Source organism: Atribacter laminatus, assembly GCF_015775515.1.
GTDB classification, from domain to species: domain Bacteria; phylum Atribacterota; class Atribacteria; order Atribacterales; family Atribacteraceae; genus Atribacter; species Atribacter laminatus.
The window spans coordinates 1,947,950-1,973,751 of sequence record NZ_CP065383.1; the positions used below are offsets into that span (position 1 = coordinate 1,947,950).

The 25,802-nt window shown below is 38.1% G+C and carries 20 protein-coding genes; 7 read left to right on the forward strand and 13 right to left on the reverse strand.

From position 1 onward, the window contains the following. Nucleotides 1-112 precede the first annotated feature (112 nt). From RT761_RS08800 to RT761_RS08810, 3 genes are all read right to left on the reverse strand, one after another. A complete protein-coding gene (locus RT761_RS08800; protein WP_218111051.1) occupies nucleotides 113-739 on the reverse strand; it encodes a DUF6062 family protein in 627 nt (208 codons plus the stop codon). Between the two features lie 245 nt (nucleotides 740-984). Beyond that, on the reverse strand, nucleotides 985-2,007 hold the full coding sequence (locus RT761_RS08805; RefSeq protein WP_218111052.1) for an endo alpha-1,4 polygalactosaminidase: 1,023 nt from the start codon (nucleotides 2,005-2,007) through the stop codon (nucleotides 985-987). 45 nt (nucleotides 2,008-2,052) lie between these two features. Next, nucleotides 2,053-2,484 carry a hypothetical protein gene (locus tag RT761_RS08810; protein ID WP_218111053.1) on the reverse strand — a complete coding sequence of 144 codons (432 nt, stop codon included), beginning with the start codon at nucleotides 2,482-2,484 and terminating at the stop codon, nucleotides 2,053-2,055. 649 nt (nucleotides 2,485-3,133) lie between these two features. Here RT761_RS08810 and RT761_RS08815 point away from each other — a divergent pair. From RT761_RS08815 to RT761_RS08825, 3 genes are read left to right on the forward strand one after another with little or no spacing between them, the layout of a single operon-like run. After that, complete coding sequence (locus RT761_RS08815) at nucleotides 3,134-4,537, forward strand: NfeD family protein (RefSeq protein ID WP_218111054.1); 1,404 nt, start codon at nucleotides 3,134-3,136, stop codon at nucleotides 4,535-4,537. Nucleotides 4,538-4,541: 4 nt separating this feature from the next. Then, complete coding sequence (floA, locus tag RT761_RS08820; protein ID WP_218111055.1) at nucleotides 4,542-5,519, forward strand: flotillin-like protein FloA; 978 nt, start codon at nucleotides 4,542-4,544, stop codon at nucleotides 5,517-5,519. Next, the gene (locus RT761_RS08825; RefSeq protein ID WP_218111056.1) at nucleotides 5,512-5,712 is read left to right on the forward strand and encodes a hypothetical protein; all 201 of its coding nucleotides are present in this window, start codon (nucleotides 5,512-5,514) and stop codon (nucleotides 5,710-5,712) included. The genes floA and RT761_RS08825 overlap by 8 nt, the downstream gene beginning before the upstream one ends. A 97-nt stretch (nucleotides 5,713-5,809) precedes the next feature. Here the strand turns inward: RT761_RS08825 and RT761_RS08830 are convergent, their stop codons facing one another. The 9 genes from RT761_RS08830 to RT761_RS08870 form a co-directional block, all read right to left on the reverse strand. After that, nucleotides 5,810-6,625, reverse strand: a complete 816-nt coding sequence (locus RT761_RS08830; protein ID WP_218111057.1) for a carbohydrate ABC transporter permease — start codon at nucleotides 6,623-6,625, stop codon at nucleotides 5,810-5,812. Beyond that, the gene (locus RT761_RS08835) at nucleotides 6,613-7,488 is read right to left on the reverse strand and encodes a carbohydrate ABC transporter permease (protein ID WP_218111058.1); all 876 of its coding nucleotides are present in this window, start codon (nucleotides 7,486-7,488) and stop codon (nucleotides 6,613-6,615) included. Before RT761_RS08835 ends, RT761_RS08830 begins: the two co-directional genes overlap by 13 nt. Nucleotides 7,489-7,603: 115 nt before the next feature. Beyond that, entirely contained in the window at nucleotides 7,604-8,884 is a 1,281-nt protein-coding gene (locus RT761_RS08840; RefSeq protein WP_218111059.1) for an ABC transporter substrate-binding protein, read from the reverse strand. A 248-nt stretch (nucleotides 8,885-9,132) separates the two neighbouring features. Beyond that, nucleotides 9,133-10,842 (reverse strand): C-GCAxxG-C-C family (seleno)protein, encoded by a 1,710-nt coding sequence (locus tag RT761_RS08845; protein WP_218111060.1) that lies wholly within the window; start codon nucleotides 10,840-10,842, stop codon nucleotides 9,133-9,135. 152 nt (nucleotides 10,843-10,994) lie between these two features. Beyond that, on the reverse strand, nucleotides 10,995-12,509 hold the full coding sequence (locus tag RT761_RS08850) for an FGGY-family carbohydrate kinase (RefSeq protein ID WP_218111061.1): 1,515 nt from the start codon (nucleotides 12,507-12,509) through the stop codon (nucleotides 10,995-10,997). Nucleotides 12,510-13,070: 561 nt separating this feature from the next. After that, complete coding sequence (locus RT761_RS08855; protein ID WP_218111062.1) at nucleotides 13,071-13,856, reverse strand: hypothetical protein; 786 nt, start codon at nucleotides 13,854-13,856, stop codon at nucleotides 13,071-13,073. Between the two features lie 454 nt (nucleotides 13,857-14,310). Next, entirely contained in the window at nucleotides 14,311-14,784 is a 474-nt protein-coding gene (locus RT761_RS08860; protein ID WP_218111063.1) for a VOC family protein, read from the reverse strand. 69 nt (nucleotides 14,785-14,853) lie between these two features. After that, nucleotides 14,854-15,630 (reverse strand): ABC transporter permease, encoded by a 777-nt coding sequence (locus tag RT761_RS08865; RefSeq protein WP_343073780.1) that lies wholly within the window; start codon nucleotides 15,628-15,630, stop codon nucleotides 14,854-14,856. Between the two features lie 22 nt (nucleotides 15,631-15,652). Further along, nucleotides 15,653-18,400 (reverse strand): LamG-like jellyroll fold domain-containing protein, encoded by a 2,748-nt coding sequence (locus RT761_RS08870; protein ID WP_218111065.1) that lies wholly within the window; start codon nucleotides 18,398-18,400, stop codon nucleotides 15,653-15,655. A 231-nt stretch (nucleotides 18,401-18,631) separates the two neighbouring features. Here RT761_RS08870 and RT761_RS08875 point away from each other — a divergent pair, with 231 nt between their 5' ends. Continuing rightward, the gene (locus RT761_RS08875) at nucleotides 18,632-19,423 is read left to right on the forward strand and encodes a PhzF family phenazine biosynthesis protein (protein WP_343073781.1); all 792 of its coding nucleotides are present in this window, start codon (nucleotides 18,632-18,634) and stop codon (nucleotides 19,421-19,423) included. Nucleotides 19,424-19,554: 131 nt separating this feature from the next. On the opposite strand, the gene RT761_RS08880 is transcribed toward RT761_RS08875, so the two are convergent. Beyond that, nucleotides 19,555-19,965, reverse strand: coding sequence for a DUF4064 domain-containing protein (locus tag RT761_RS08880; protein WP_218111067.1), 411 nt, complete (start codon nucleotides 19,963-19,965; stop codon nucleotides 19,555-19,557). Between the two features lie 485 nt (nucleotides 19,966-20,450). Here RT761_RS08880 and RT761_RS08885 point away from each other — a divergent pair, with 485 nt between their 5' ends. From RT761_RS08885 to RT761_RS08895, 3 genes are all read left to right on the forward strand, one after another. After that, the gene (locus RT761_RS08885; RefSeq protein ID WP_218111068.1) at nucleotides 20,451-22,007 is read left to right on the forward strand and encodes a S10 family peptidase; all 1,557 of its coding nucleotides are present in this window, start codon (nucleotides 20,451-20,453) and stop codon (nucleotides 22,005-22,007) included. Nucleotides 22,008-22,012: 5 nt separating this feature from the next. After that, nucleotides 22,013-22,894 (forward strand): MBL fold metallo-hydrolase, encoded by an 882-nt coding sequence (locus tag RT761_RS08890; RefSeq protein ID WP_218111069.1) that lies wholly within the window; start codon nucleotides 22,013-22,015, stop codon nucleotides 22,892-22,894. A gap of 490 nt (nucleotides 22,895-23,384) precedes the next feature. Next, nucleotides 23,385-25,538, forward strand: a complete 2,154-nt coding sequence (locus RT761_RS08895; RefSeq protein ID WP_218111070.1) for a PKD domain-containing protein — start codon at nucleotides 23,385-23,387, stop codon at nucleotides 25,536-25,538. Nucleotides 25,539-25,802 lie beyond the last annotated feature (264 nt).

Consider the following 25,802-nt stretch of genomic DNA (forward strand, 5'->3'; position numbering starts at 1 on the left):
AATCAGAAAATTTATCGAATAAATAGCCATGCTACTTGATGGTAGCAGATGAGGATAAAATACTTATCTAAAAGCGTCAAAGTGAGGAGCGCATCGATACATCTATAAAAAACTACTTTCTACTATGTATACGATGAGATTTTCTTAATCGCTGACTGGCAAAAAATTCTAAAACCTCTTGCCAGGAATTGCTTTCTTCAATTGAGATGGTATCTTTATTTGCTTGATAATCAAATTTTTGAATGAAGGATTTAAGATTTTCGTCTATATTTTTTAGACTTTTAAGAGTCTGTTCCCTAAGTTCCGATGAAATTGAAGGAGTAAGTTGTAATTCATTTTGGTGAATGATACAAACGAAGGTATATTTTCCCCAGACATTTTTAAAATCCTTCCAATGCTTTTGAAGAATATTTTCAAGATGATGGATTTTATCTTTCCAAAGATTGCAGAGTGGACAATTTTTTAGGGTGGGATGGTTTTCATTTTTTAAATAGGTATTGAGCAAATCCTCATAGACAATACTCATACCCAAAATTGATGGTCGAGTATCGAAAACCCTTCGTAAATGATCCTGACAAAAACCTCCTTGATCGCGGAGTTTTTGACGGATCTCTGGATCGGTGACAAATTCATAGAATAATCCATCTAAAGATTGTTCTTCAAAAGTTTTTTTATAACTGCAAATTGGACAACCATTTTCTGAGAAGAGTTCCAGTAAATCGTAATAAGTTTTATCCACGCTTCATCTCCTTGTAACAAATAAGCTCCATTTCGGGATGTTATCACAAATTTATTAAAGGAGAAAGAAATGAACCCAGCTGTGAACATAATTATTTGCAAATAGGAACCTGTTATTGTGAACCGGAGCAATTTAAGGTTGACTCAAGTGTCGATAAGAATGACAGTTTTATAATAAAAGGTGAGAAGGTTATCGTTAACATAGATGATTATACTTATTGGATTGATATTTCCAATCAATTCTATTTATTGAAGTTCCTCGAAATATTCAAAAGAATCAATCAAATCTAAGTAAACTCCATCAAAACCAGCTTTGAGTATTTTATCAAGATAAGCATCTGGATTTCCAAAAATTATTTGCTGCCAATTTTTATCCCAGTAACGAATTTTATAATTTCCACTCCAATCTGGGTTTTCTTCTTCTAACCAAGGTGGAGGATTGATATCCCATTCTTTTTGCCAATAATAGCGATAATTTTCTGCTTCTCCAATTGAGAGATAGGATAGGACTAAACGCTTACCACCATTCATTTTTTCTTTTAAATGGTCAATATCTTCATGGGTAAACATTTCATCCTTTGAAAAAAAGGCATCAATTATGAATAGGTCGTAATTGGTGCGAGAAAGAGCTTCAATCATTTCTTCGGTATTAGAAAAGCTTGAAGGATTAATGAAATAGAGAAAATTCTTGGCATGAATTATTTTTTCAATATTTTCGGAGTTTGCACGATAGGGCACCGAAGAGTTATCCGGAATAATATTGAGTTCTCGGCTTTCAGCAGGGAAACTAATAAATTGCTGTAAATTGTTACTTTCAAGGGAGTTCTTGATGTTGAAAGGCTCTGAGCAATAATCGGTAACTAAGACTGCTTTACCCAAAACTCGAATTTTATTCAAGAAACCAAGCCAATTTGAAGTTATGATTTCCGGTGTATGTTCATCATCGCCAAGAAAACCAAAATATAATTCTTCTTGGCCAACCCCATCTATTGCTGAGAGGTATTTGGAGATCAGCACACCTTCCGGTTCGCCATTACTAGTAAGAAGGCTAAGTCCATTCTGAGGAACAATTATAAAATAGGGATGAAATAGATGAGAATATCGGGAAATTACCTGGATAAAATGTCGCATCTCATCTCGATAAAAAAAAGAATCACTATCAGAAAGGTTTTGGTTTATCAAATCTTGGCAATAGGTTACTCCCGATAGTACGATAATAAAAAGGAGAATAGTATAAGCAATCTGATTTAAAAAGAATATTTTTCGCATTGCTTATTTTCATTGATAATTATTTAAACGAATTTTAAGAATTTTCTAAATCACCTCGATTTTAATATTGACCGGTCCACCGATATTTGATCCATCAAAAATAATATATGTATAGGTTCCAGATTGGGTGAGAATAAGTTCAGAGATATTGACACCATTTAATGAACTACCCAAGTCTGGCGTATAGATACTCGTCATCCCATCTGGATATTCAAGGGAACCGTAAGGTTCCATCATTGAGCTTGAACCGGTTAAGGTGATTCGAATTCTTTGCCCGTTATTGGCAAGAAATGTTACTTCTGCAAAACCACCACCTGCTCCTATCGTTCTATTCGTATTGACTATAGTTGATGGGAGTTGTTGACCAGCTGGTAGGGGGGGTGGATTGAGTGAAAGGGTATTGATATTGCAACCAACGGCTATTGACAGAACGAAAAACAAGGTAAAAAAAGACAACCACAGAATGAATTTTCTCATCTTTTTCCCTCCTTAACTAAAATATATAGATTTATTATATTACTTCATATTTTTTTAGTATATCTAAAAATGGGAGAGGAAGTTGAAAATTTACCGGGATAATACAGTAATAAAAAAATTACTTCCTCATCATGGCTTTCACCCCATTTTTCTTTTTTTCTCTCTCCTGGTGAAAGAGGAACTCTTTATTCCGTCATCCTGAGGAATCGTTTTTAATCCGTGAGGATCTCATCTTTAACAAATTGTGGATTTGAAGAATTGGAAAAGATGAGACTCTCTCTCGCCTTAGTTGGTAAAATTCTACCGACCTCCTTTGAATAACAAATTGGCTAAATGAGATTGCCACGTTGTCCAACCGAAGAACGGTTGAACTCCTCGCAATGACGGATTTAGATATAGATTTTCTTCCTCATCTAGTCTTATAAAATACTACCAGGTTTAATCCGGAAAAAGGTTATAATTACTTTATGTTATTATTAACTGATAACCGGAAAGTTGACCAAAATTAAATGATTTTTTTCATCGAAAAGTGCAATGTTTTTATTAAGTTATTCTTTGCTAAATTGAATCGAAAAGCTATCATATATAAAATAGTTAATAAGAATATTTAATTATGTTTGAAAAAAACGAGATAAAGGAATATTATTAAATGAAAATTGCTTTATTGAGTATGAAAGAAAAACTTATTTTTCGAGAGACAATGAGAATATTCCACTATTCTATAATGTTGATACTGATTGTTTTATCCCTTTCTTTATCTGCTTATTCTGCTGAAAAACCTGTGGTTTTTTGGATTCCACTTAAGGATATTCCTGACTTTGGAGCCGTTGAATGGGGGTTGGCCAGCTTTGCTAAGAGATCTCTTTCCGAGGCTGAAAAACAGGGTGCTGAAATCGTCGTTTTCGAAATTGATACTTTCGGGGGACGGGTTGATGCTATGCTCTTTATGAAAGACCTGATCATGCAAGCTCCAATGAAAACCGTGGCTTTTATTAACTCAAAAGCCTGGTCGGCGGGTGTCTTTTTGGCACTGGCTAGTGAAGTGATTATTATGGTACCGGATGGAAGCATGGGAGCCGCTGAACCGAGAACCGGCCAGGAGACGGCAGAAACCCCGCCTGATCCCAAAACTGTTTCAGCAATTCGGGGGCAAATTGAAGCTTTAGCAGAAGCTCGTAATCGCGACCCTCAGCTATTCGCTGCAATGGTGGATCGAAACGTAGAAATAGCTGGTTTAAAAGAGAAGGGGGAATTGTTAACCCTGACGGCAACAACTGCCTTAGAAAGAGGAGCTGCCGATCATCTAGCTCAAAACCAGCAAGAAGTGTTTAAGGCATTGGGATTAGAAGATCCGGTTGTTGTTACACCATCTCCTTCCTGGTCGGAAACTTTAGCTCGGATTTTAACCCATCCCACGATTATTCCAATTTTACTCCTTATTGCTTTTGGAGGAATTTTTCTTGAAATAATGACACCTGGGTTTGGATTCCCGGGTATAGCCGGTATTATTGCTTTGCTTCTCTTTTTTGGAGGGAGATATTTTGCCGGTCTCGCCGGATGGGAGCCTTTAATGCTTTTTGTGGTTGGGATACTCTTATTAGCCTTGGAATTATTAGTCATTCCGGGCTTTGGTATAACGGGCATTACTGGTATTGGTGCTTTAGTGATTTCTCTCTATATGGTTTTAAGGACTACCAGCATTCTATTCTGGGAAATTGCTTTTAGCCAATTACTATTTTATATCGCTATAATGGGAGGAATCTTTTTAATCCTCCTTTTCTTTTTACCCAATAATCCCATTTGGAAAAAACTGGGGTTACATAAAAAAGAGAAAGAAAAGGAAATTCCCGAAGAAAAAATTTTAAATTACCAGAGCCTGATTGGGAAGAAGGGAGTCACTAAGTCTGTACTCCGGCCTTCGGGTATAGTGGAAATTGATGGCAAGCGATATGACGTGGTTACTCGTGGTGAATTTATCGAACTGGGCAAAGTGGTAACTGTTGACGAAGTGCAAGGGAACCGGATCATAGTCCAAATTAAGAGAGAGGTGTAAATATATGGATATTACCGGATACTTGGTACCGGCAATCATTATATTGATTCTGGTTATTGTATTTTTTTCACTGGTTCCATTGGGACTTTGGATATCAGCCTTAGCGGCTGGGGTGAAAATTAGCATTCTTAACTTAATCGGTATGAGACTGAGGCGTGTTCCTCCCGCGAGCATTATACTACCATTTATTAAAGCAACCAAAGCTGATATAAAGCTTGATGCCGAGTTGTTGGAAGCTCATTATTTAGCTGGAGGGAATGTTGACAGAGTAGTTATTTCAATGATTGCAGCCGAGAGAGCAGGCATACCGCTTTCATTTCAAAGAACCTGTGCCATTGACCTAGCTGGAAGGAATGTTTTAGAGGCGGTTCAGTTGAGTGTTCTCCCTAAAGTTATTGAAACACCGGAAGTTGCAGCAGTTGCCAAAGATGGAATAGAGCTTATTGTAAAGGCTCGAGTTACTGTCCGTACTAATATTGATCGTTTGATTGGTGGAGCAACCGAAGAGACTATAATCGCTCGGGTTGGAGAGGGCATTGTAACCACCATTGGATCATCGCTTACTCACAAAGCAGTGTTAGAAAATCCAGATTCTATTTCTAAAACCGTTTTAGAAAAAGGTTTGGATGCTGGTACAGCTTTTGAAATTCTCTCTATAGATATTGCTGATATTGATGTTGGAGAAAACATTGGAGCCCGTTTACAAACTGACCAAGCTGAAGCCGATAAGAGAGTTGCTCAAGCCAAAGCCGAGGAAAGGAGAGCCATGGCTATTGCCAAAGAACAGGAGATGTTAGCTTATACCCAGGAAATGAGGGCAAAAGTTGTTGAAGCTGAAGCCGAGGTTCCCAAAGCGTTGTCACATAGTCTGCGAGAGGGAAAGTTTGGATTTATGGATTATTATTCCCTTCAAAACTTACAGGCAGATACCAAAATGAGGGAAAAACTGGGTAAAAAGGAGGATAAGGGAAAACGTGAGTGATTGGAATTATAAGAATGAAAACCCCTTCGCCGATGATTTGGGAAACGATTCATTTGAACAAGTCATTGAGGAAAATTTTGATTCCTTTTACCTTTTTCATGAGGTTTTTTCGAAACCAGCTTGCTATCGAATGAATCCACTGCTGGCTTTATATCCTTGGAAACCCCAGACATTGAGAATGTTTTATAAGTAGTCAAATGGAATCTTTAGAGTGATTTGGAATTAAAATAAGGATATGTTTTAAAAAGATCCTCATATCAATTTAAATCAATGAGGATCTTTTTAATTGTTTAATTAACCTTAAAGAAGTAAGGAAGGAATTTCACAAAGAAATAGGACAAAATCAAAGGTGGGATGGAAAGAAGGATAACCGATGCGCAAATTTGTCCCCAAGGAACTTCCATTCCAACCACCGCAAAAGCAGCTGAAGCAACCGGCATAGTCACTGCACGTTGAGAAGTAATGACAAAGGCTAGGAAGAATTCATTCCACAAAAGAATAAAGATAAAGATACACATACCCAAGATGCTGGGAATTGCTAAAGGTAAAGCTATGCGAGAAAAGACTTGAAATTGGGTACATCCTTCTAAGTGAGCAGCTTCCTCGCATTCAACGGGCACCTGCTTGAAACATTCAATTGTTAACCAGATCATGGTGCTAATTGCAATGGTCAGATATGTAAATATGACTGCTGGCATGCTGTCCAGAAGCCTTAACCGCATCCAAATCAAGAAAAAAGGGAGGGCAACCGCGACCGGAGGCATGAATCTTAAAGACAGGATAAAAAAGCGAAGATCGGCACTTCTTTTAAACTTTATCCGAGCAAAAATGTATCCAACGGGAACCCCAAAAATAAAACCCAAGAGAAGCGATATGGGAACTATGATAAGACTGTTACGGAGACCGTGCATAAGAGTTGGCATTTGAAGAACTCTTTTATAGTTATCCATTACTGGAGTAAAGATTAACTTAGGAGGATAACTAATGATATCAACCCTTGACTTAAACGAAGACAAAAACATCCAGAGAATCGGGGCTAAAGCAATGATTAGAACGATAATTATGATAATTTTATAGAAAATATTCTTTCCATTTAATCGTGCCATCTGACTAGCCCCCTCCATACGATAGTAATCAAAACAATGGTGATCACCAGCATAACAATTGACATTGAAGAGGCGTAAGAGACCCGACCTGCTGAACCAATTCCCTGCCAATAAGCATACATATCCAAAGTTTCGGTAGCAATACCAGGACCACCTGCAGTTAGCACAAATATGAAATCAAACGAACGGAGGGATTCCATCATTTTAATAAAAAAGATTGAGAGAAAGGGCGGAATAATCACCGGGAAGATAATGAAGCGATAGAGTTGCCACCTTTTGGCTCCATCGAGTGAGCCAGCTTCGACAATTTCCTTGGGAATATCTTGTAAAAGAATAATGGTTAAAGCCGCAATCAAAAAGGACCACTGCCAGATGTCGATAGCCGCTACTGAGTAAAGAGCATAGGTGGGATTTTCTAAGAAGCCAATAGGTCCGATTCTAAAAAAGCTTAAGAAGTAATTAATGATTCCAATTGATGACGAATACATTAATCGCCACATATAAGCTGCCCCCACACGGGGAAGCAGGGCAGGAATAATAAAGATAAAGAGACAGATGGTTCTAAAACCACCTTTTGCATTATCGTTTATTAGAGGAGCTAACAATCCGGCACCAAAAAAAACCGAAAATCCAACAGTAATAACCGACCAAAACAAAGAAATACGGAGAGAATTGAGAAAACGCCCATCAGTGAAGAGTTGTATATAATTTTTCAATCCGACGAATCGAATTGGGCGGGAATTTCTTAGGTCCCAATTTTGCAGTGAATAATAAAAAGCGTTGAGCAGTGGATAGAAGGCTAAAAAAAACAGAATAATAAAAGTTGGAATCATAAACACTAAAAAAAATTGTTTTTTGGTCACTATTGAGCCCCCTTCTTGTCATGCGGTTTAAATAAATAGGGAATAATCTTATTATTGATTTTTTAAAAAGTGAGAAAGGGGGTTTCAGAGAACCCCCTTTCTCACGGAAAAACAACTATTTTCCTAAGACTTCTTTTGCATAAGAAACTGCATCATCCAAAGCAGCCTGAATATCATATGATTGACCGGCATAAGCTTTAGTGAAGAGTTCTTCGAGCTTGACACCCAGATAATCACCAATTTCTGGCCATTCCGGTATTTGTAGTATGCACATTTGTTGAATTTTCATCATCTCAACCTGGGCTTCAACAAATTCTGCCGGATAGGCAGCGGCAAATTCGGGGCTGGCAAAAGTTGATTTACGTGCGTTGGTGAGACCAGAACCTGCTACAACCTTCCGAATTTCATTTTCTTTACTGGTAAACCAACCTATGAACTTTCCGGCAGCAACTTTTAGTTCTTCAGTTGGACAACCTGCAACAGAAATTCCCAAACCATGAACCGCAGTATTGGAGATGGCACCCATGGGACCGGCGACTGGTTTTGAGTAGCCTACTTTGTCGTACACAACCGATCCTTTGGGATCCATAGTGTAATCCATTTTTAGGTTGGCATATTCAACAATTGCAACCTTTCCGGCATTGAAGTTATCCATTGCATCCGACCAGGAAAGGGTAGGACTAGGGCTGTGTTTAATGAGTTCAATATAATACTCAACTGCTTTTACGGCTTCTGGCGAATTAAAAACTGGGACTCCATTTTCATCAAGATACTGACCGCCAAACATCTTGAGATAGGGGCTAAATCTCCAGACGTTCATTCCCGACCCACGAAGTCCACGGACGGCGGTTCCGTATAGCTCAGGAGGATTATGGAAGTGTTTGACAACTTCTAAGTACTCATCGAGGGTTTGTGGGACGGCAATCCCATCTCTTTCAAAGAGATCTTTCCGATAAAACATAACATTTCCTTCAAATGTCATTGGAGCACCGTAGGTTATATCATTGAAAGTTAGAACAGCTACTAGTGGTTCGGAAAAATCAGCGAAATCATTTTCTTCGGGGTAATAATCTTTAATGGGGACTAACCAGTTGTTGACTGCAAACTCGGCGACATTGGCTTCATCCATGTAATACACCTGATATTGACCAGCTTTGGTTGAGGCATCAAGACGGGATTTTGATCTTCGTTCTAATTCAGCAAAATAATGAAACACAACATCGATATTTTCTTTTTCTTCAAATTCTGGGAGGTATTGCTCAAGAAGTTCCCATTCTCGCCGGGGTTGGGTGAGAACGTTGATGGTAATTTTATTCTGTGCAGAAGCTAAACCGGGGATAAACAATAAACTCATAGTTATTGTGATTAATAAGAGTACAAATAGTGATTTTTTCATTCTTTCAGCCTCCTTAATTATTTATAAATGATAAAAATGCTACTTTGAGAAATTTGTCACTATCACCTCCTAAAACAGAATTTAAATCATTATAACTAATATACACGACCAATAATGAAAAAACATCGAAATCTCAAAATATATCAATTATTCACTCAATGGTTTTAAATAGTATTTTTATTTTTTTAATTAAATTAAATAATTTATTATTAAAGAATCAAAAATATAAAAAAAATCAAATAAAAATACTATAAATATCCTTCATCCCTTAGAATGTCGGCTACCCAGGAGGCGGCCATAGCTACAACTGTGGTACATTTGTCGAGGTGAGCTCCAGCTTCTTCGAACTCTTTTCGAACTTCTTTTGATTTTAAACAAAAGGATTTTCCGAAGATTTGTTTGTGAATGTCAGCACAAATCACGCTTCCATAGGTTTCAATAAATTTATCATGGAGTTTTTGCGCCATTTCATAGGCTTTGTACTGGGTTTCTTTATCACCATCAATGTCTAATTTTTCAAGTCGCCTTCCGACGTAGCTTCCCATTATCATTGTGCCCCCTGAATAACCACCACAGGGACCGTCGCCAGTAATCGCCATGCCTCCGGAAAAACCACTCGCTGATTGGAAGAGAGAAGGATTTGATTTTCCGACATACTTAAAGAAAGCGGCAATGAGGCATTGAGCACACCCTCGATATTCCTTTTCGTACTCAAACCCAATTTCGTAAAGTTGTTTTTTTACTTTTATTCTGGATAAATCTTCATTTACATTTTTTGTTTCACTGAGTTTTTGATAATGATCGGAAATCAATTGAATCAATTCAACTTCCCGATCAAGCTGGCAAAACTCTCGAATGGCCTCTTTTATCGAGTGATTTTTTAAGTATTCCTGAATGGTTCGTGATGCTTGATCTTCTTCTGAAACAAAAAGAAAGGCAGCAGCAACGGCTTTCGCCAGAAAATAGGGCATAATGCCATTTCGGATGCACATGAGAGCAGGTCCGATAAGCCGATCTTCTTTTTTCAGCTTTCGAATGGGATCGGCTCCTACCCGGTTAATTTTATCTTTTAACATGGGGTTTGCCATATTTTTTAGAACTCGGTTATTCCATTCCTTCATTTCCTCATCAGAATAACCAAACTCTTTTTGTAGCGCTCGGCTTGATTCGTTGAGTGCTTCGACTGCCATTTGTTGAATTGCTTGATCTTGAATGGATTCAATAATATATTGATATTCTTTTTGCTCTCCCAGGTAGGCATACACAGCGTGAATGGTATTATAGGTATACATTTTTCTCTTTTCCTCGTGCGACATATTGGTGGTGTAAACAAAGCTTTTAAATTGGGGTGGTTCTCCCTTGAATGACTTTCTATCCAAGGTAAGTTCCGGGTATCCATTGGTTAAAACGGTTAGCGCATCCTTTTCTTTCATTTCTGGAGTGGGCTCAATTCCCATTCGGATAATTAAGGTATCTACCAACCCAATATATTGGTAAAAATATTCCCTTCCGGCTTTAGAAAGCTCTTTAAAAAGATATTTTTTGAATTGCTCTGAGGGCTGAAAGGTATTTGTGCTCATGAGAATATCAAGAGGACGATTAATTTTATTCATAGATCGTTTTTCAATAATTAAAGCAATGTCTTTGGCGATCTGTTCGAAAGCTGATGGGAAGACAACCAGTGATAAAATCGAACGTTCATTTATTTTTTGGAAAATTTGGTCTTTTTCGCTGATATGAAAAGCCTGAAAATCTTTAATAATGACTTCTTCTTTTTCTTCAAGACTGGGGAGGTTTACTATAGTGTATTGCTTTTGGGAATTTAATTGCTTTATTAACTCCCAATTGGAATCGACAAAGGTTAAGTTGTATCCTGCCTTAAAAAATAAATCTGCGATAAATCCTCGACCAATCTTTCCTGCTCCCCAAATGATAATATTTTTTGCTTGATTTGACATATTCGTTATCCTTTCTTAGGTTTTTAACTTAGAGACATATTGTTTCGAAAAAAAATATGGTTTTTTTGAAGTAGTGTTGTCAATATTTTCGGTTATTCATTGAAAATGGAAAAAATGCTTTTTTAGAAGTTTTTTCCCATCCAAAACTGATATTAAATGAAAGAAAACAGTTGACTTATAGTTTTATTGAGTGTTTTATATTCATGGTATTTTTCATTATACACTTTATTCATTTCTCTATTTGGAGAAAATTCCTGATATTCTAAATTTCGATTGACAGCATCAATACCTTCTTCGAAATTTGTAAATATACCGACTCCGATACCGGAAAGAATAGCTGCTCCTAAACAGCCGGCTTCCACATTTTTTGAAGATAATATTGTTTTACCGGTAATATCCGCTTTTAATTGAAGCCAAAAGTTTGATCGTGACGCTCCGCCCACCGATTTCATTTTATGAATTGTAGTTCCTGATATAGATTCCATCAGTTCGAGATTGATCCTCATTTCGTAAGTTATCCCTTCGAGAACAGACCGTGCTATGTCATTTTTGTTCGTTGCTAAAGTCAAACCATAAAAAACACCTTTCGCGTTTGGGTTCATAGTTGGATTTCCACTCCCTGATAAATAGGGAATGAAATAAAGATTTTTAGGATGGCTTGGCATGTTCGCTTCAATCACTTGATAAACATTCTCTTGAGAGTCTTTTGTTTGATCATTATTTGTTTGGAAAAAATTGTCTTTAAACCATTGATAGGCAGCACCAGCAGTTAAAACTTGAGAAAAAGAGCAGTAGGTATTGGGATAGCAATGGTTATAACAGCAAATTTTTGCATTGAACATGGTCTCATTGAGGTGAGGTTGTGAAAATGGGACAAGAATGACTTCAATGGTACCAGTTGTGTCCAAGGCCGAACCTTCAGAAACGACACCCATACCAATTGCTCCACAAGGTTGATCATGCCCTCCGCAGATAATTTGGGTTTTTTCTGAAAGAGCAGTTTCTTTGGCAACTTTTTTACTGAGATGGCCAATGGAGATGCCCGAAGGACAGGGTCGAGAAAGCTGATCTTCCCGTACAGAGCAAAGGTTTAAGATTTTCTCATTCCAGGATTTTTGATGTAAATCGAAAAACAGAGTTCTTGCCGCGCTTGAATAGCTAATTGTATAATCTGCCCCCAAACGAGACGCAATAAAATCTTCATAACATAAAAACTTTACTGTTTTATCAAATATTCGAGGATAATGATTCTTTAACCATAATATCTTACAGGCTGAGTAGGTTGAATGAATCGGCATACCGGTTGTTTTAAAGACCCATTTTTCTCCGAGTTTTTCACTCAAAAAGGTTGTTTCACGCGCAGACCTGGTATCGAAAGCCAGAAGGCTGTTATGTAAGGGAACCAATTGGTGATCAAAGGGAGTAACTGTATCTCCCATGGCGGAAATGCTGATTGCTTTTATATTCCGTTTGTTATCCAGAGAGGCGAGTTCATTTAAGATTGAGACTATAGCTTCCCAAACCTGGTTAGGAGTAAGTTCAAAGTGGCTTTTACTTTTTGAGGAAACCGCATATCCTCGATAGGACTTACCAATAACCTGGCCTCGATTTGATAGCAGAATACCTTTTGCCGAAGAAGTGCCAATGTCTAATCCGATAACACTCATACCATTCACAACTTTCATTTTAATTGAAAAAACAACGAGACTTCACTGGAGAATCTCGTCTTTTCTATTTTATCATCGAATTTTAAAATGGGATTAACCTTGCTTGAGAAAGATGGGAATATTTTCTATCCTGGGAATCCCATCAAATACATTCCACCATTGAGGAGTGATTCAGGGGTGTGTGCCTTTCAATAGTCGCCCTGAGCGATGCTTTACCGCGTAAGGATCTCATCTGACACTGAAGGTATCATCCTGAGGATTCGTATTGAGAAGCCGTGAGGACCTCATCTTTACGTCTTTTTCTCGCCCTCTCCCCCTCGCACCTTTGCCACCTCTGCTTTTTCATTGCTATCTGGTGCCGCGAATAAGCAAGAAAATCTGTTCTGTAAATACAATGAAAGAGGATGGTAGGAATAAATTCTTTCTGTGTTAAGGAATTGTGTAAATCACTGAAAAGGAGCTGTTAATGGCTATTGGGTTTGTTTAAGAACGGAATAAATGGAAGGATTCCCGGTAAAAATGAGAATCCTTCCATTTAAAACAAAACGTATTTATAGAAATTTATTGATGGGTAGGTGGTGGAGGGCTATAGGGTGGAAGAGGGCTGGGTGTTGGAGTTGGATAGACTTCGGTACATTTAATCGTTACTGAAAAACAGGCGGTTTCTTTTTGATAGGTTGCATCTTTGGGAGTAAATTCCCATGACCCAACTAAAGGGATATCATTAGCTGAAGTCTCAATGTCAGTAACATCTAAAAAAGTGACAGTAGAATCAAGGTCAGTTTTTTTCAAGCTCCATTTATTCCAAAAACTTCCATCAGTACAAGGGAGTGTTTTGATGAGATTAACAATTATACTTGTACTGGTTGTGACCGGCGATACATCAACGACCCATACACCGGTTTCCGGGCTTCCCTTAGCTATTAAGGTTTGGGTTTCACCACCAGCGACAACGTGAACTGTCACTTTTTTTTCAAAATTGCAATTACCCTCGACAGTTAAGGTATAATCGGTGGTGGCTAGAGGACTCACATTTTGAGAACCAGATAAGGCTGTAAATGGTCCATAAGATGTTCCGAATTCAGAGGTAATTTTTATTGAGGTTACATCGCTTGAAACATTCCAGTATAGAACGGCTGTTTCGCCGGGACAGATAAGGACTTCGGACGGACATTCGTTAATCTCATTTGGGGATGGTGCTCCGATAAGAGTGGCAGCACAAAACCGAGCCCATGTTGTACATACTTCAGGAGTGCAGCTATTCATAAGGAAAGTGAAACCAACAAGGGAAACGACGAAAATGATTAAAATTAAAATTTTTATGAAATGATATAATTTAAAACTCAAGACCTTTCCCCCCTTTAAAAAATCAAACTACTTATATATTTAAATACGAAAAAAATGGAATAGGGTTAACAGGGGGGTCAAGAGGGGGAAAAAAAGACCACGGAATCTAACGAACCTTCCTACCTTCATCTCACCAAGGAAATTATATGGCCACTCAACTCCCTCAGTGTTTCAGAACCGGACTTCCTTCTCTCCTGGTAGAGAGGTTTCGAACACTCACTTTCGCAAGGGAGGTTCTTTTTTCCAATTCTCCGGTTCTCCGATTCCTCAGAATCCGTGGTGTTAATATATTATCTTTAACTTATAAAAATGTCAAATTGTAGATGATTAAAAAAACCTTGATTATAGCCATTTATTAATGGATAAAATCCTTAAAACCCTTCCTTGACCAGCAAAACGCAATTCAAAACAAAAAACTTTAGTTCCCTTTCCTCTTGGCCTATTTGCTTCTCTTTTAAGTTTCAGGATACCTTCTTTCCGGCTCGCGAATTTTTCCATTGTTACCAATTTCGTAAATTGTTCCTAAGGATGCTTCGGTATCAAGATAATAAAATTCGTCCTCATCGAATTTTCCACTTTGAATGACTTCAATACCCTTTTTCTTAAACTCTACAAGGGCTTTATGACAATCCTCATAAAATAATTTTATATGGTGTAGACCTTCGCCTTTTTTCTCCAAAAACTCATCGTAGACACTGCGACCGGTTAATGGCTGCATGAGTTCAATTTGAATGCTTCCAGCCCAAGTAACGGCAAGGAGATATTTGTGGTTAGAAGGTTTCCCCCTTACCATAGAATCTCGGACATCTGGAGGTCCAAAGGTGTAAATATCCCAAGGACCAATATGAAAAGCTTCCCAAAAATATTTCATCGCAGCATCAAGATCTTTTACTACATGAGCAACTTGGATGACATCGCCATCTTTCATACTTTTTACCTCCCTTTCATTGAAAATATCAGTATAATATTAATATGTTGCCTCTATCTATTGAGCCAATTAATGGCTGGAAATCGCTTTTTTTCGAGATTTGGATTTTTCATTAAAGTAATTTATTGCAAGGACTGCAATGATAATAAAACCCCACATAGCTCTGATGAAAAAAGGATCCATACGTAATAAATTAACCCCACTGGAAATAACTTGCAGAATAACCACCGAAACGACCATACCAGACACCTTACCGACTCCTCCAGAAGGATCTACACCACCCAAGAAGCAGGCAAGGATAGAAACCAGGAGATAGGACTCAACATAGTTGGCTTTTACCGAGTTGAGCTGGCCAATCATGATGAAGGCAGTAATAGCTGAAAAAAGAGACGAGAGCAAGAATCCCTTAAGAATAATGGATTTGGTATCGATATTTGAAAATTTAGCTGCTGTATAATTGGAACCTAACATATACAGACTGTAACCAAAAGTTGTTTTATCCAAAATAATGTATAAGATAAAAGTAAAAATAACAAATATATAAAATGGTATTGGGATTCCGAGGAATAAACCATTTCCTATGGTAATCAGAGACTTAGGGAAACCGGTTAGAGTATATCCCTTGGTGAGAACAATATTTACTCCATTTAAAAGGGTCATAGTGCCGAGCGTTGCTAACATATCGGGTACCCTTAAATAACCGGTTAAAAAACCACTCAAAAGACCAGCACCCATAGCGGCAAGAATACCCATAGTCATTGAAATGATGACCAACAAACCTGATGCTTCTGTTGGGTTCCCTCCGGTGAGGTGGCGAAGAGCCAGAGCTGTGATTATTCCAGTGATTTAACTATTTGATAATTTGTTTTCACATAGTCTTATCAGTAAATTTAAGCGATTCAATAAAGTGTTTTTCAATTGGCAAAAAAGAATTCCAGAGTGAGTCCTTAGCTGCTAAAAAAATGAGCAGATTTTCTTGTTCAGCGTTGACTTTTTCAAAAAAGTAAAAACGAGCCCGAACCTTGTTTTGAACGTAATGCCCTTCAATAAATTGAGCCATTTTGTTATCAATAATAAGACTATTTTCGTGATCAATAATTAAGTCCTCTTTTACTGGATCAAGAGAGCTTACTTTCATTACCGAAATAATACCATCAGGCAGGTTGGGATCTTCGCCGACATACCATCCACCAAGATTCATATTATCAGTTTCCGTGGATTTCCAGTGTTGAGGAATTTCAAAGGTAAAGTTTCCTCTTTGGACAGATATCCATTCACCAATCTCAAAGGGATTTAATTTATCATTATGGGATGGAGATACAGATACTGTAAACATCGATTGAATTTCTTCATCGCTAAGCACTCGATTGTAAACTCTCACTTCGTCGATGAGTCCATCGAAGAATTCAGAAAAGTCGGCTGGATTATCTCCTAAGGTAAAAGTATTGTTGCTAATCACACCGGTTACACCAGTGGTTCCGTAGGAGATTTTTTCTCCATTTTTATAAAAAATAACATCGGTTGGGGTAAACACGACTGCAAGAAACTGCCATTGGTCCAAATCAACACTTTGTCCGGTTGCCCAGTCAGAACCGCCGATAAAAACGCTCCATCCATCGTTTTCAATCAGGAGCGAACGATCATATCCGCCATCGTCATGAGACCAAATCTGTCTGCGTCCATTACCAGAACGGGGATACACCCAGCAAGTAATCGACAATATTGGTATTTTTTCCGGGTTGATGTCAAGAGGTGTTATAACTGTACTGTCTATTCCATTGAAATCATATGCCTTTCCAAATTTCCCCAGAACGATTTTAGTAGAAGTTGAGAATCCATGATTTCCCGAGCCACTCATATCTTGGGAATCATTATCGAAAGGGAGATAAAGAACCATACCGGTTTCCGGAGAAAGTGAACCAATTGGTGGGGAAGGGGGTAATATCGGAGATTCTTGATCAATCACAGTAAAGGGATCGCTGATTGCCAGTCGGGTATACCCATCGTTAATAAAAAAGCGAGCATCATATTCTCCGGGTTCGGAAGGAACCTCAAAAGTGAGTGAACCCTCTTTTTTCCCGTCGGTATATTGCCAGGTTAGATAATCCCTATCAGAGGCATCTTTTTTGTATAAACCAATCCAATCTCTTTCATTAGTCGAAGCATTGAAGAAAGACACAGTTATAGTCTGGCCAGGCTTAAATACTTTATTGTTTAGCGACAAGCTGGGTTGGGGAAGAACTATTTTAAAGGACACCGAGGCAATTTCTTTACCATTGGAATCGGAGTCGTGCATACGAAAATCGTATTCTCCTGGTTCAGAAGGTGCAGTAAAGACCATTTCTCCTTGTGTTTGTCCAGATAAATATTGATAGGTTAAATCATTTTGATCGTTAACATTTTCATCACCATGTGGAATGTCGGAGGGAATGATTCCAATCCAAGCGCTGGATTCAAGTCCAGGAGGAGCAAAAAATAGGAGTTTAATTTCTTCGCCAGGGGAGAAGCTATCTTTTTCTAACTGAAGTTTAGTATGAACAGTTGATTTTTTAACCAAGAAAACAGCGCTTTTACCAAGTAAAGTCATCCCGTCATTTTCAAATATACGAACGTTGTATTCTCCTTCCTCTTCGGGAGCAGAAAGAGTTATGGTTCCAGAAGTTTTCCCATCTAAATATTTCCAGGTGAGGTAATCCCGATCGGAAGCAGAATTTTTGTAAAGACCAATCCAGTCCTTTGGATTGCCAGGTACTCCTCTAAATTCGATGTTGAATTCGGTAGCGGGGTAAACCGGTTGTTTTGGTATATTGATAGTCACACCTGTTTCAGGGATGGTAATTTTTATTGATTCTAAGATTTGGTTGAAAACCGGTTCGGCTTCTGACCATAGAAAATTGCGACTACCAGCTATGAAACCATAGGTTTTCTCAGTATGTAAAGGATTTTTCGAAAGTAATAGCCATATTTTTATGTTTGAGTCTGGAATCTGTCCTTCTATGAAACGAAATGGAACTTCGTTTATTATTTTCTCACTTTCCCGTTCTATGGTCATATAATTTAATTGATTTTCGATATCGGCTGTATTGATAATTCCAAAAGCAATATCTGGATCAGAAGGGTCTCCCTGGTACCAACCAACCATTTCTTCGTCGGGGGGCATTGGTTGCCAGTTTTTGGGAATTGTTAAAGTTGTAAAATCAATAGTCACCTCTTCCCAACCGCTGACCTCAACTTTTATTTTTTTGGCTTCAAAAATTTCACTTTTACCTAGTAATTTCATGCCATCATTAGCAAAACCCCGGAATTGATAAGCTCCTTCTTCTGCGACGGGATTGAAAATGAGAGAGCCCTTGTTTAAGCCGTTTAGATATTGCCATTCAAGGTAATCCCGGTCGGACGCATCAGCTTTATATAGCCCAATCCAGTCTTTGGGGTTTACTAAATCTGAACTAAACTCAATGGTAATTGGTTCACCAGGACGAACCGGTAAAGATTCCACATTTATTAACAGATTTTGTTCACTTTCTTGGGCGAAAAGAAAGGAACTGATGAAAAGCATGGTCATCAAGAACAAAAAGAGGATAAACGATTTGAAAAACCATCGTGATGAATACATTCGATTTCCCTCCCTCAGGTTTTTTTGAGATATAAATCGGATTTCAGGAACTAAGACTTTGATATACTATTTCTATTATAATAGTTGAGAGTAAAAAAAAGTAACCCACTCCGATAATTTTTTCTCATTAATTTAAAAATACGATAAAATTGAAAAGAGAAGATTTGGTAGATTACCAATTATTTAAGTAAAATAGTTCAAAATTAACCTATCTTGGGGGAATATAAATTGATTAACATACCAGTATTTCAAATCGATGCCTTTACCGATAAACCTTTTATTGGGAATCCAGCTGCAGTGTGTTTGTTGATGGAAGAAAAAAGTGATGAATGGATGCTGAATGTGGCTCGAGAAATGAATTGTTCTGAAACAGCATTTTTGCTCAATAAAGAAATGGGAATATCGTTGAGATGGTTTAGTCCCAAAACTGAAGTCGGTTTGTGTGGCCATGCAACCTTAGCCAGTGCCCATGTTCTCTGGGAAAAAGGGATTGTCCCCAGAAATGAGGAAATTTTATTTTTCACCAAGGGAGGTTTATTAACGGCTCAATATAAAGAGGGTTGGATAGAGCTTAATTTTCCAGCCATTGAAGAAAAAAAAGTGCTTCCTTCAGAAATATTGCTTGATGCCCTAAAAGTACCGGTCCTTTATGTTGGAAAAAGTAAATACGATTACTTGGTGGAAATTGAGACCGAAGAGATATTAAAAGACATGAACCCAGATTTTGAAACGTTAAAAATAGCAGTACCTCGAGGAGTTATCGTTACTTGTCAATCGGATCGACCAAAATATGATTTTATTTCTCGGTTTTTTGTTCCTTCTTTGGGAATCAATGAAGACCCGGTAACCGGATCGGCTCATTGTGTATTAGGCCCTTACTGGCAGAAAAAGCTCAATAAGTCCGAACTAATCGCCTACCAAGCTTCAGAGAGAGGTGGGGTTATCAAAGTCAAAATTGATGATGATCGGGTTTATATCAGTGGTAAAGCGGTTACCATTACTGATGGAGTTCTCTTGGTGTAGCTTTCAAAAAAAGATTTGACTAGGTGCTATTTTGAAAAAATAAGTTTTTCACAGCATCAAACGACGTAACTATAGAATAAGGATATTTTTCCTTATCACTGTATTTTTCTTAATCTTGGTCCTTTCACTGATCATTGATCTCTAAGTATTTCTTCATACTCAGGAACGCTATCTCTGCTAACCAGAGCCAGAATACCTCCTATAATAAATAAAACTCCTGGAACGATAAAACCGACTAAGAGAAAAACATATCCAGCAATGGCGGAAATAAGAAGAAAAACTCCTGCTAATTGATGCCGTTTCTTCACGTTTATTCCAGCAATTAAGCCAATAATGGCAAAGACCAGAGCACCGATTCCTCTTGCAACGACCATATCCCCAAATAAGGGTAAGAGACGATGAATATTCATAGGAACCTCAACTTCGTTAGGCATTATAGTTCCTACAAATTGCATGGCAATTCCGGCTATTATAACCACCGCAGAAAATATCATTCCTAAAATGCCACCAACTATTCCTAAAATTGTGGCAGTATTCCTCATGCAATGAACCTCCTAATCATTTCTTGGTATAGAGTTTAACTGATTAGAGCTTTTCTTTAAATAGGAAAAGGAAAAGGTAATAAATATTATTTGACTTTGAACTATCAGATGAGATCCCCATATCCTCGAAAAACGAAAGCTCAAGATAACTTTAGTATTTATATCAAACTAAATCTTCATTAAAGCAAATCCATTTTTATTACCTTTTTATCAATTCAAGATCTTCGAATAGATTTAAAAAGAAAAATTAACACTATTAAAATTCTTAAAAATGACGATATTCGTATAAAATAGAAGATAGTTTTCTGTTATTAAAAGGAGAGTTTTAATAGTGAAAACAAGTTATTCTAACATTTCCTCTTTTTTGGCTTAATTATTATGCTTTAACTATTACAATATTGATTAATTTATTCCTTATTCCTAGTTCAGCAAAAAGATAAATTATAAACTCGGTTTTAGCTTTGAGGTGAGGAGGAACATTTAAAATGATTTTTGGTGCTTGTTTCATAAACAAAAAAATTTGGTTGATCTTTCTTATTTGTGGATTTCTCATTGTATATTTCGGATTGAGGGCTATAAATCCAAGCTGTATGGCATTAGCAAACCCGGAGAACGATACAAAAGTCACCTATCATACTTTGTTGATCAATAATAATGAAGAAATCACCTATTCGGCAACGGTTGGTTTCATCCCGATTATTGACCAAAAAAACCAAACCGAGCAAGCTCGAATTTTTTATATTGCCTATAACCGACAAGGAATTGAAAATTTGGAAAAACGTGCAGTTACTTTTGCCTTTAACGGAGGACCGGGAGCGGCATCAATGATGCTTCATCTAGGAGCTTTAGGTCCACGAGTAGTGGAAAAAAGTGCTGATGGAACCAGGTTGATAGCTCCACCTTTTCGATTGGTTGATAATCCTAATACTCTAATAGATATTACTGATCTGGTTTTTATCGATCCAGTAGGGACTGGCTATAGTCGGGTAACTGATGGAACTGATCCAACCCAGTTTTGGGGAGTTAATGAAGATATACATTGTGTTGCTCAATTCATCCAATTGTACTTGAATAAAAACGGGAGGAGCACATCACCGGTTTTTATAGCTGGGGAAAGCTATGGTGGAGTTCGAGGAGCAGGACTAGCTAAAGTTCTTCAAGATATTGGAGTATACCCATCAGGTTTGATATTCATATCACCGGTTTTTGATTTAGGAACGATTCAGTGGAGTTCATTAGACGATCGTGCTTTAGCGCTCACCATTCCTACTTATGCAGCCGCTGCCTGGTATCATAAAAAAATTGATCCAGATTACCAGGGAGATTTGGATTTGGTGTTGCGAGAAGTCAGAGCTTGGGTTGAAGACCATTATTTAAAGGCACTCTGGAAGGGAAGTGCTATGAATGAAGAAGAGAGAGATAAAATTGTTGAAAAATTAAGTCAATATACTGGTATTGCCGAGGATTTCATTCGGGAAAAAAATTTAAGAGTCTATGAAGATGATTTTGCTTCCGAGTTGCTCAACAATGCTGGTTTAGCACTGGGTATTTATGATATCAGGGTAACCTTTCCTGGAGACTATACCGATGAAGATGATCCTAGTTACTTTTTGATAGGCGGTCCTTTTAAGTCTTGCATGGCCAATTATCTTAAAGATGATCTTCAATTCGAAAGCAACCTTTCCTATCTTTCTGGTTCAGCAGAAGTGTATGAAAAATGGAATTGGGAATCGGGGCGTCCAGCATCAAAGTATGAGGGAACAGTTAGCCTCGGGTATCCAGATATAAGTGATCAATTATCCAAATCAATGCACCGTAGTGATTTTTTGAAGGTTTTTATTGCCAGTGGGATATATGATTTGGAATGTCCATATGATTCTGTTCTTTACAGCGTAAATCACCTTGACCTTCCAGCCGAACGACGGGACAATATTACCCATCGAGTCTATATGGGGGGCCATATGCTCTATACCAATCCAGAAGCCCATGCCCAATTAAAAAAGGATTTACATGAATTCTATAAGGATATCCTTGGAGAGTGAAATATATGGTTCTGAAAAAAAATGGTGTGAAGCCCTCTGAAAAAATTAAAATCTATACCTTGGTTGATAACACAGCCGGTTACGGTTTTCAGGGAGAATGGGGGCTTAGTTTTTATATAGAAGCTCAAGGACATAAAATTCTATTTGATACCGGAATGACCTCTCTGGCCTCCGAAAATGCTCGACTAGCAAAAATCGATCTTTCATCGATCGATACTTTGGTTCTGAGTCATGGGCATAATGACCATACAGGAGGTTTAGCTGATTTCTTGAAATATACTGGGGATGTTCCAGTTATTTCTCACCCGGATATTTGGACCAAAAAATATGTCCAAGAAAACCAAAATTCTTTAGATTATATTGGAATTCCGGTTTGTCGAGAAGAATTAGAGAGCAGAGGAGCACAATTTCATCTAACTACAAAAACTTTTGAAATATGTCAATCCATCATAACCACCGGTGAAGTAGAGCTCAACAATCCTTATGAAAAAATTGATGGTGATTTATTGGTGAAAACCGCTGGAGAATTTTATTGTGATCCAATGATGGATGATTTGTCTTTAATTATCCAAACCGATCGAGGTTTAGTGGTTATTACTGGTTGTGCTCATCGGGGAATCGTGAACACACTCCAGCACGCTCAAAAAATTACCGGGGATCAGCGAATTTTATTTGCTATCGGAGGATTCCATCTCTACCAGGCTTCTCAAGAACGGTTGGATTGGACGGTTCAAACCCTGCTTTCTATGGGTATCCAAAAAGTGAGTCCCTGCCATTGTACTGGATTCCATGCCATGGCTCAGATTTATCAAAATATGCCCAAACAGTATCAACCGATTTACGCTGGATCAGTTATTGAATTAGAAACCGGGCTTGGTAACGGGTGAGATCCCCCCCCCTCAATGGGGGATTTCATTTGATGGTATTTTCAGGATAGATCCTCATGCCACTTGTGTGGCACCAGATGAGAATGAAAATACTTACCCAGGAATCGTTTCCCCCTTTAGAAAAGGGGGTTAGGGGGATTTGAGTTTTTGGAAACCAATCGAATCCCAAACCCTCTCCCTTTATCCAAAGGGAGAAGAATAAAAAAGATTAAGCTCAAGAGATTGCCACGTCACTCCGTTCCTCGCAATGACGAATCAGAGTTCCTTCTCCCTTGATGGGAGAAGGTGAGGATGAGGATGAAAACAAAGATTCGACATGCCATGGCATGTCGCTACATTAATCGGGTGCAATAAATTGTGTCCCTCCATTTTATATTCTTTGATAGGGACTTGATTTATCATACCTATGTATTTTCAGGATAAAAAGGAACAATAAATATAAATTATTCAATAAAATATTTAAAATAAACCAGGAAAGGAGGGAAATAAAATGAAATTGAAATGGGCATTTTTGATAGAAGTATTTTTGGTAGTCTTTATGGTTGCTTCTTTTTCCATTCCAGTTTTTTCCTACAACAACGATAACCAAGCCCGAACAATGGAGGGCGGACCCCATCGAGCCATTAATTATTATGCCATTCAGTCATTTTTAAATAATAGAAGAAGCGATTCCATCTTTAACAAGTACGATTTTACCAACGGAAGTGATTTAGCCGGGATCACGGTCATTCAACCTGGTGATTGGAAAGATGACATTCTTGAAGGGGAAAGAGAAGGAAAATGGTATCAATGGGTGGTAGAAGGTGGCTATACCGCCGATGAGCCGGAAAGGTACATGTCACTCCGTCATTTTTATGACCCATTAGGTGTTAATCAAGGAGCAAACTATCTCACCGATCATGTCAATGAATTTATGACGTCAATTATTATGGGAACCAATCCCAAAATAGATGCAAAATGGTGGGGAGCATTGTATTCGCCCTATTCGATTGATGAGGGGAAGGAATTTATGATTTTGGCTTTTTCGTCGGCGAATTTGCCGGTAAAGGAAAAACTGTTCGCAGCTGCTTGGAGGTCATTGGGTGAAACCATGCATTTATTAGCCGATATGACAGTTCCTGCTCATGTTCGTAATGATTCCCATCCTGGCGTTGAATGGACGCAGTATATCACCGATAAATATCGGGCCGATCCTTATGAAGAATTTGTTGATCAAAAGGTTGTTGAAAATTGCTTGGGTTCTCCTGATTCAGAGTTGGTTGAGGTAATTAACCAAATTCCCAAAAATGAAGATGGTTTCTTGAATGTTTTAAGTCTGTTTGATTGTGTGGCAACTTACACCAATCGAAATTACTTTTCACTTGATACCATAGCGGGTATTGAAAAAGCGCTAGGTCAAGCAATAACCAACAGTAATGGTATGCCAGAATACCCATCGCCACGTTTGGAGGACTTGGAAACTGATGGGGAAGGGTATTATTACCGAAATGACTATTTTGGGAAAGTCTATTTAGTTCGAATGCTTTATCAGGAAAAGTTTTCGTTATTTGGTAAATTAAGCCTAATTCCAAAACCTGAAATTGATGATCAATGTTCTTTAAGCCAAGCCCAGCGTTTAATACCGGCAGCTATTTATGCCAACGAGAAATTAGTAGAATGGTTTATTCCAAGAATTGAAGTTATAATTGATTCTTTTATTCTCAATGAAGCAGGAACAGATGGAAGAGAAGGTATCATCAAGGGTCGAGTCGTTCATAGTCCATCAGGTATGTATGATCAACCCCTTTTGTTTACCATGCCGACCGATGGAATGATTAGTATGGAGATAAATGGAGAAATCTTCGAAATTCAACCGGGAGCAATTTCAATTCAAAAAGGAGTCATAGAGGGAAAGGTTCAATCGGTACCTGCCGGAACAATCAAAGATTTAAGCTTATTGGTGGATATCGGTGGGATTCTCGTTTCATCGTCAGATCTGAAAATCTATAATCTTCAGATGCATCCTGAGAAATTAGATGGTTTGAGTAAAAAGAAATATGGCTTTTACGTGCAATCGGATAATCCTCCTTCCTGGGTGAGCTATATTTGGGATTTTGGTGATGGAAGGGTCGAAGAAACCAGTGGCACATCATTAACCCACACTTATGAATCAGAGGGAGAATATCAGATTCGAGTTCAGATGAAAGATTCCAATACTGGAAAGGTTTTAGCTATCACTCATGGAAAAGCATATATTTCTCGTCAAGAAGAATCTCCAGAGGAAGTTGTAGTCGTTACGCCTAAACCAACAATAATAGCTGAGCCAACCCCAATCGAAGTGATTCCTTCCCCGGTTGTTACCCAAACACCAGCTCCAACTCCTAATGAAGAAGCACACCGACAACAGGTTCTTACCGAATACCGATCAATTTATCCTGGTTATTTATCCTGGTTTCATAAAATCGGTCGTGTTGAGGTTGTTGCCAATGCCGATGAAGTTGGATCCGATCTCTATCGGGTAGCTTATATACTATGGCAGATTATCGAAGATGGGCCCAGAAAAGGCGAAGAATACAAGGCAGTTGAACTTGATTTGAATTTTAATTTAGGCCAGCTGGAGGCTGATTTGGGGCTGATGAAGAAAAATTTAGGATTAGAAGAATAAATTTGTTTAGTTCGTGAGGTTTTTTAGCAGCAAAAGATGAGGGTAATAAAAGACCGAGGGGGAGAGTGGGAGAAGGTCATGTCTTTTTCGTCATTTTGTGGAGCGTATTGTCCGACGTGAGAATCTCATCCTTTAATGTATTTATGAAGAAAAGACCTAAAAGATGAGATCCTCACGCGCAAAATTGTGCAGTACCATATGAGGATGAAAAAAAGATTCGACATGTCATGGCATGTCGCTACCTTAATCGGGTGCAATAAATTG

Bases quoted from the DNA above. Each gene is read 5' to 3' on its own strand.
- RT761_RS08805 (WP_218111052.1), bottom strand. From the start codon at position 2,007: ATGCGAAAAATATTCTTTTTAAATCAGATTGCTTATACTATTCTCCTT.
- RT761_RS08810 (WP_218111053.1), bottom strand. From the start codon at position 2,484: ATGAGAAAATTCATTCTGTGGTTGTCTTTTTTTACCTTGTTTTTCGTT.
- RT761_RS08815 (WP_218111054.1), top strand. From the start codon at position 3,134: ATGAAAATTGCTTTATTGAGTATGAAAGAAAAACTTATTTTTCGAGAG.
- floA (WP_218111055.1), top strand. From the start codon at position 4,542: ATGGATATTACCGGATACTTGGTACCGGCAATCATTATATTGATTCTG.
- RT761_RS08830 (WP_218111057.1), bottom strand. From the start codon at position 6,625: ATGGCACGATTAAATGGAAAGAATATTTTCTATAAAATTATCATAATT.
- RT761_RS08840 (WP_218111059.1), bottom strand. From the start codon at position 8,884: ATGAAAAAATCACTATTTGTACTCTTATTAATCACAATAACTATGAGT.
- RT761_RS08845 (WP_218111060.1), bottom strand. From the start codon at position 10,842: ATGTCAAATCAAGCAAAAAATATTATCATTTGGGGAGCAGGAAAGATT.
- RT761_RS08850 (WP_218111061.1), bottom strand. From the start codon at position 12,509: ATGAGTGTTATCGGATTAGACATTGGCACTTCTTCGGCAAAAGGTATT.
- RT761_RS08860 (WP_218111063.1), bottom strand. From the start codon at position 14,784: ATGAAAGATGGCGATGTCATCCAAGTTGCTCATGTAGTAAAAGATCTT.
- RT761_RS08870 (WP_218111065.1), bottom strand. From the start codon at position 18,400: ATGTATTCATCACGATGGTTTTTCAAATCGTTTATCCTCTTTTTGTTC.
- RT761_RS08880 (WP_218111067.1), bottom strand. From the start codon at position 19,965: ATGAGGAATACTGCCACAATTTTAGGAATAGTTGGTGGCATTTTAGGA.
- RT761_RS08885 (WP_218111068.1), top strand. From the start codon at position 20,451: ATGATTTTTGGTGCTTGTTTCATAAACAAAAAAATTTGGTTGATCTTT.
- RT761_RS08890 (WP_218111069.1), top strand. From the start codon at position 22,013: ATGGTTCTGAAAAAAAATGGTGTGAAGCCCTCTGAAAAAATTAAAATC.
- RT761_RS08895 (WP_218111070.1), top strand. From the start codon at position 23,385: ATGAAATTGAAATGGGCATTTTTGATAGAAGTATTTTTGGTAGTCTTT.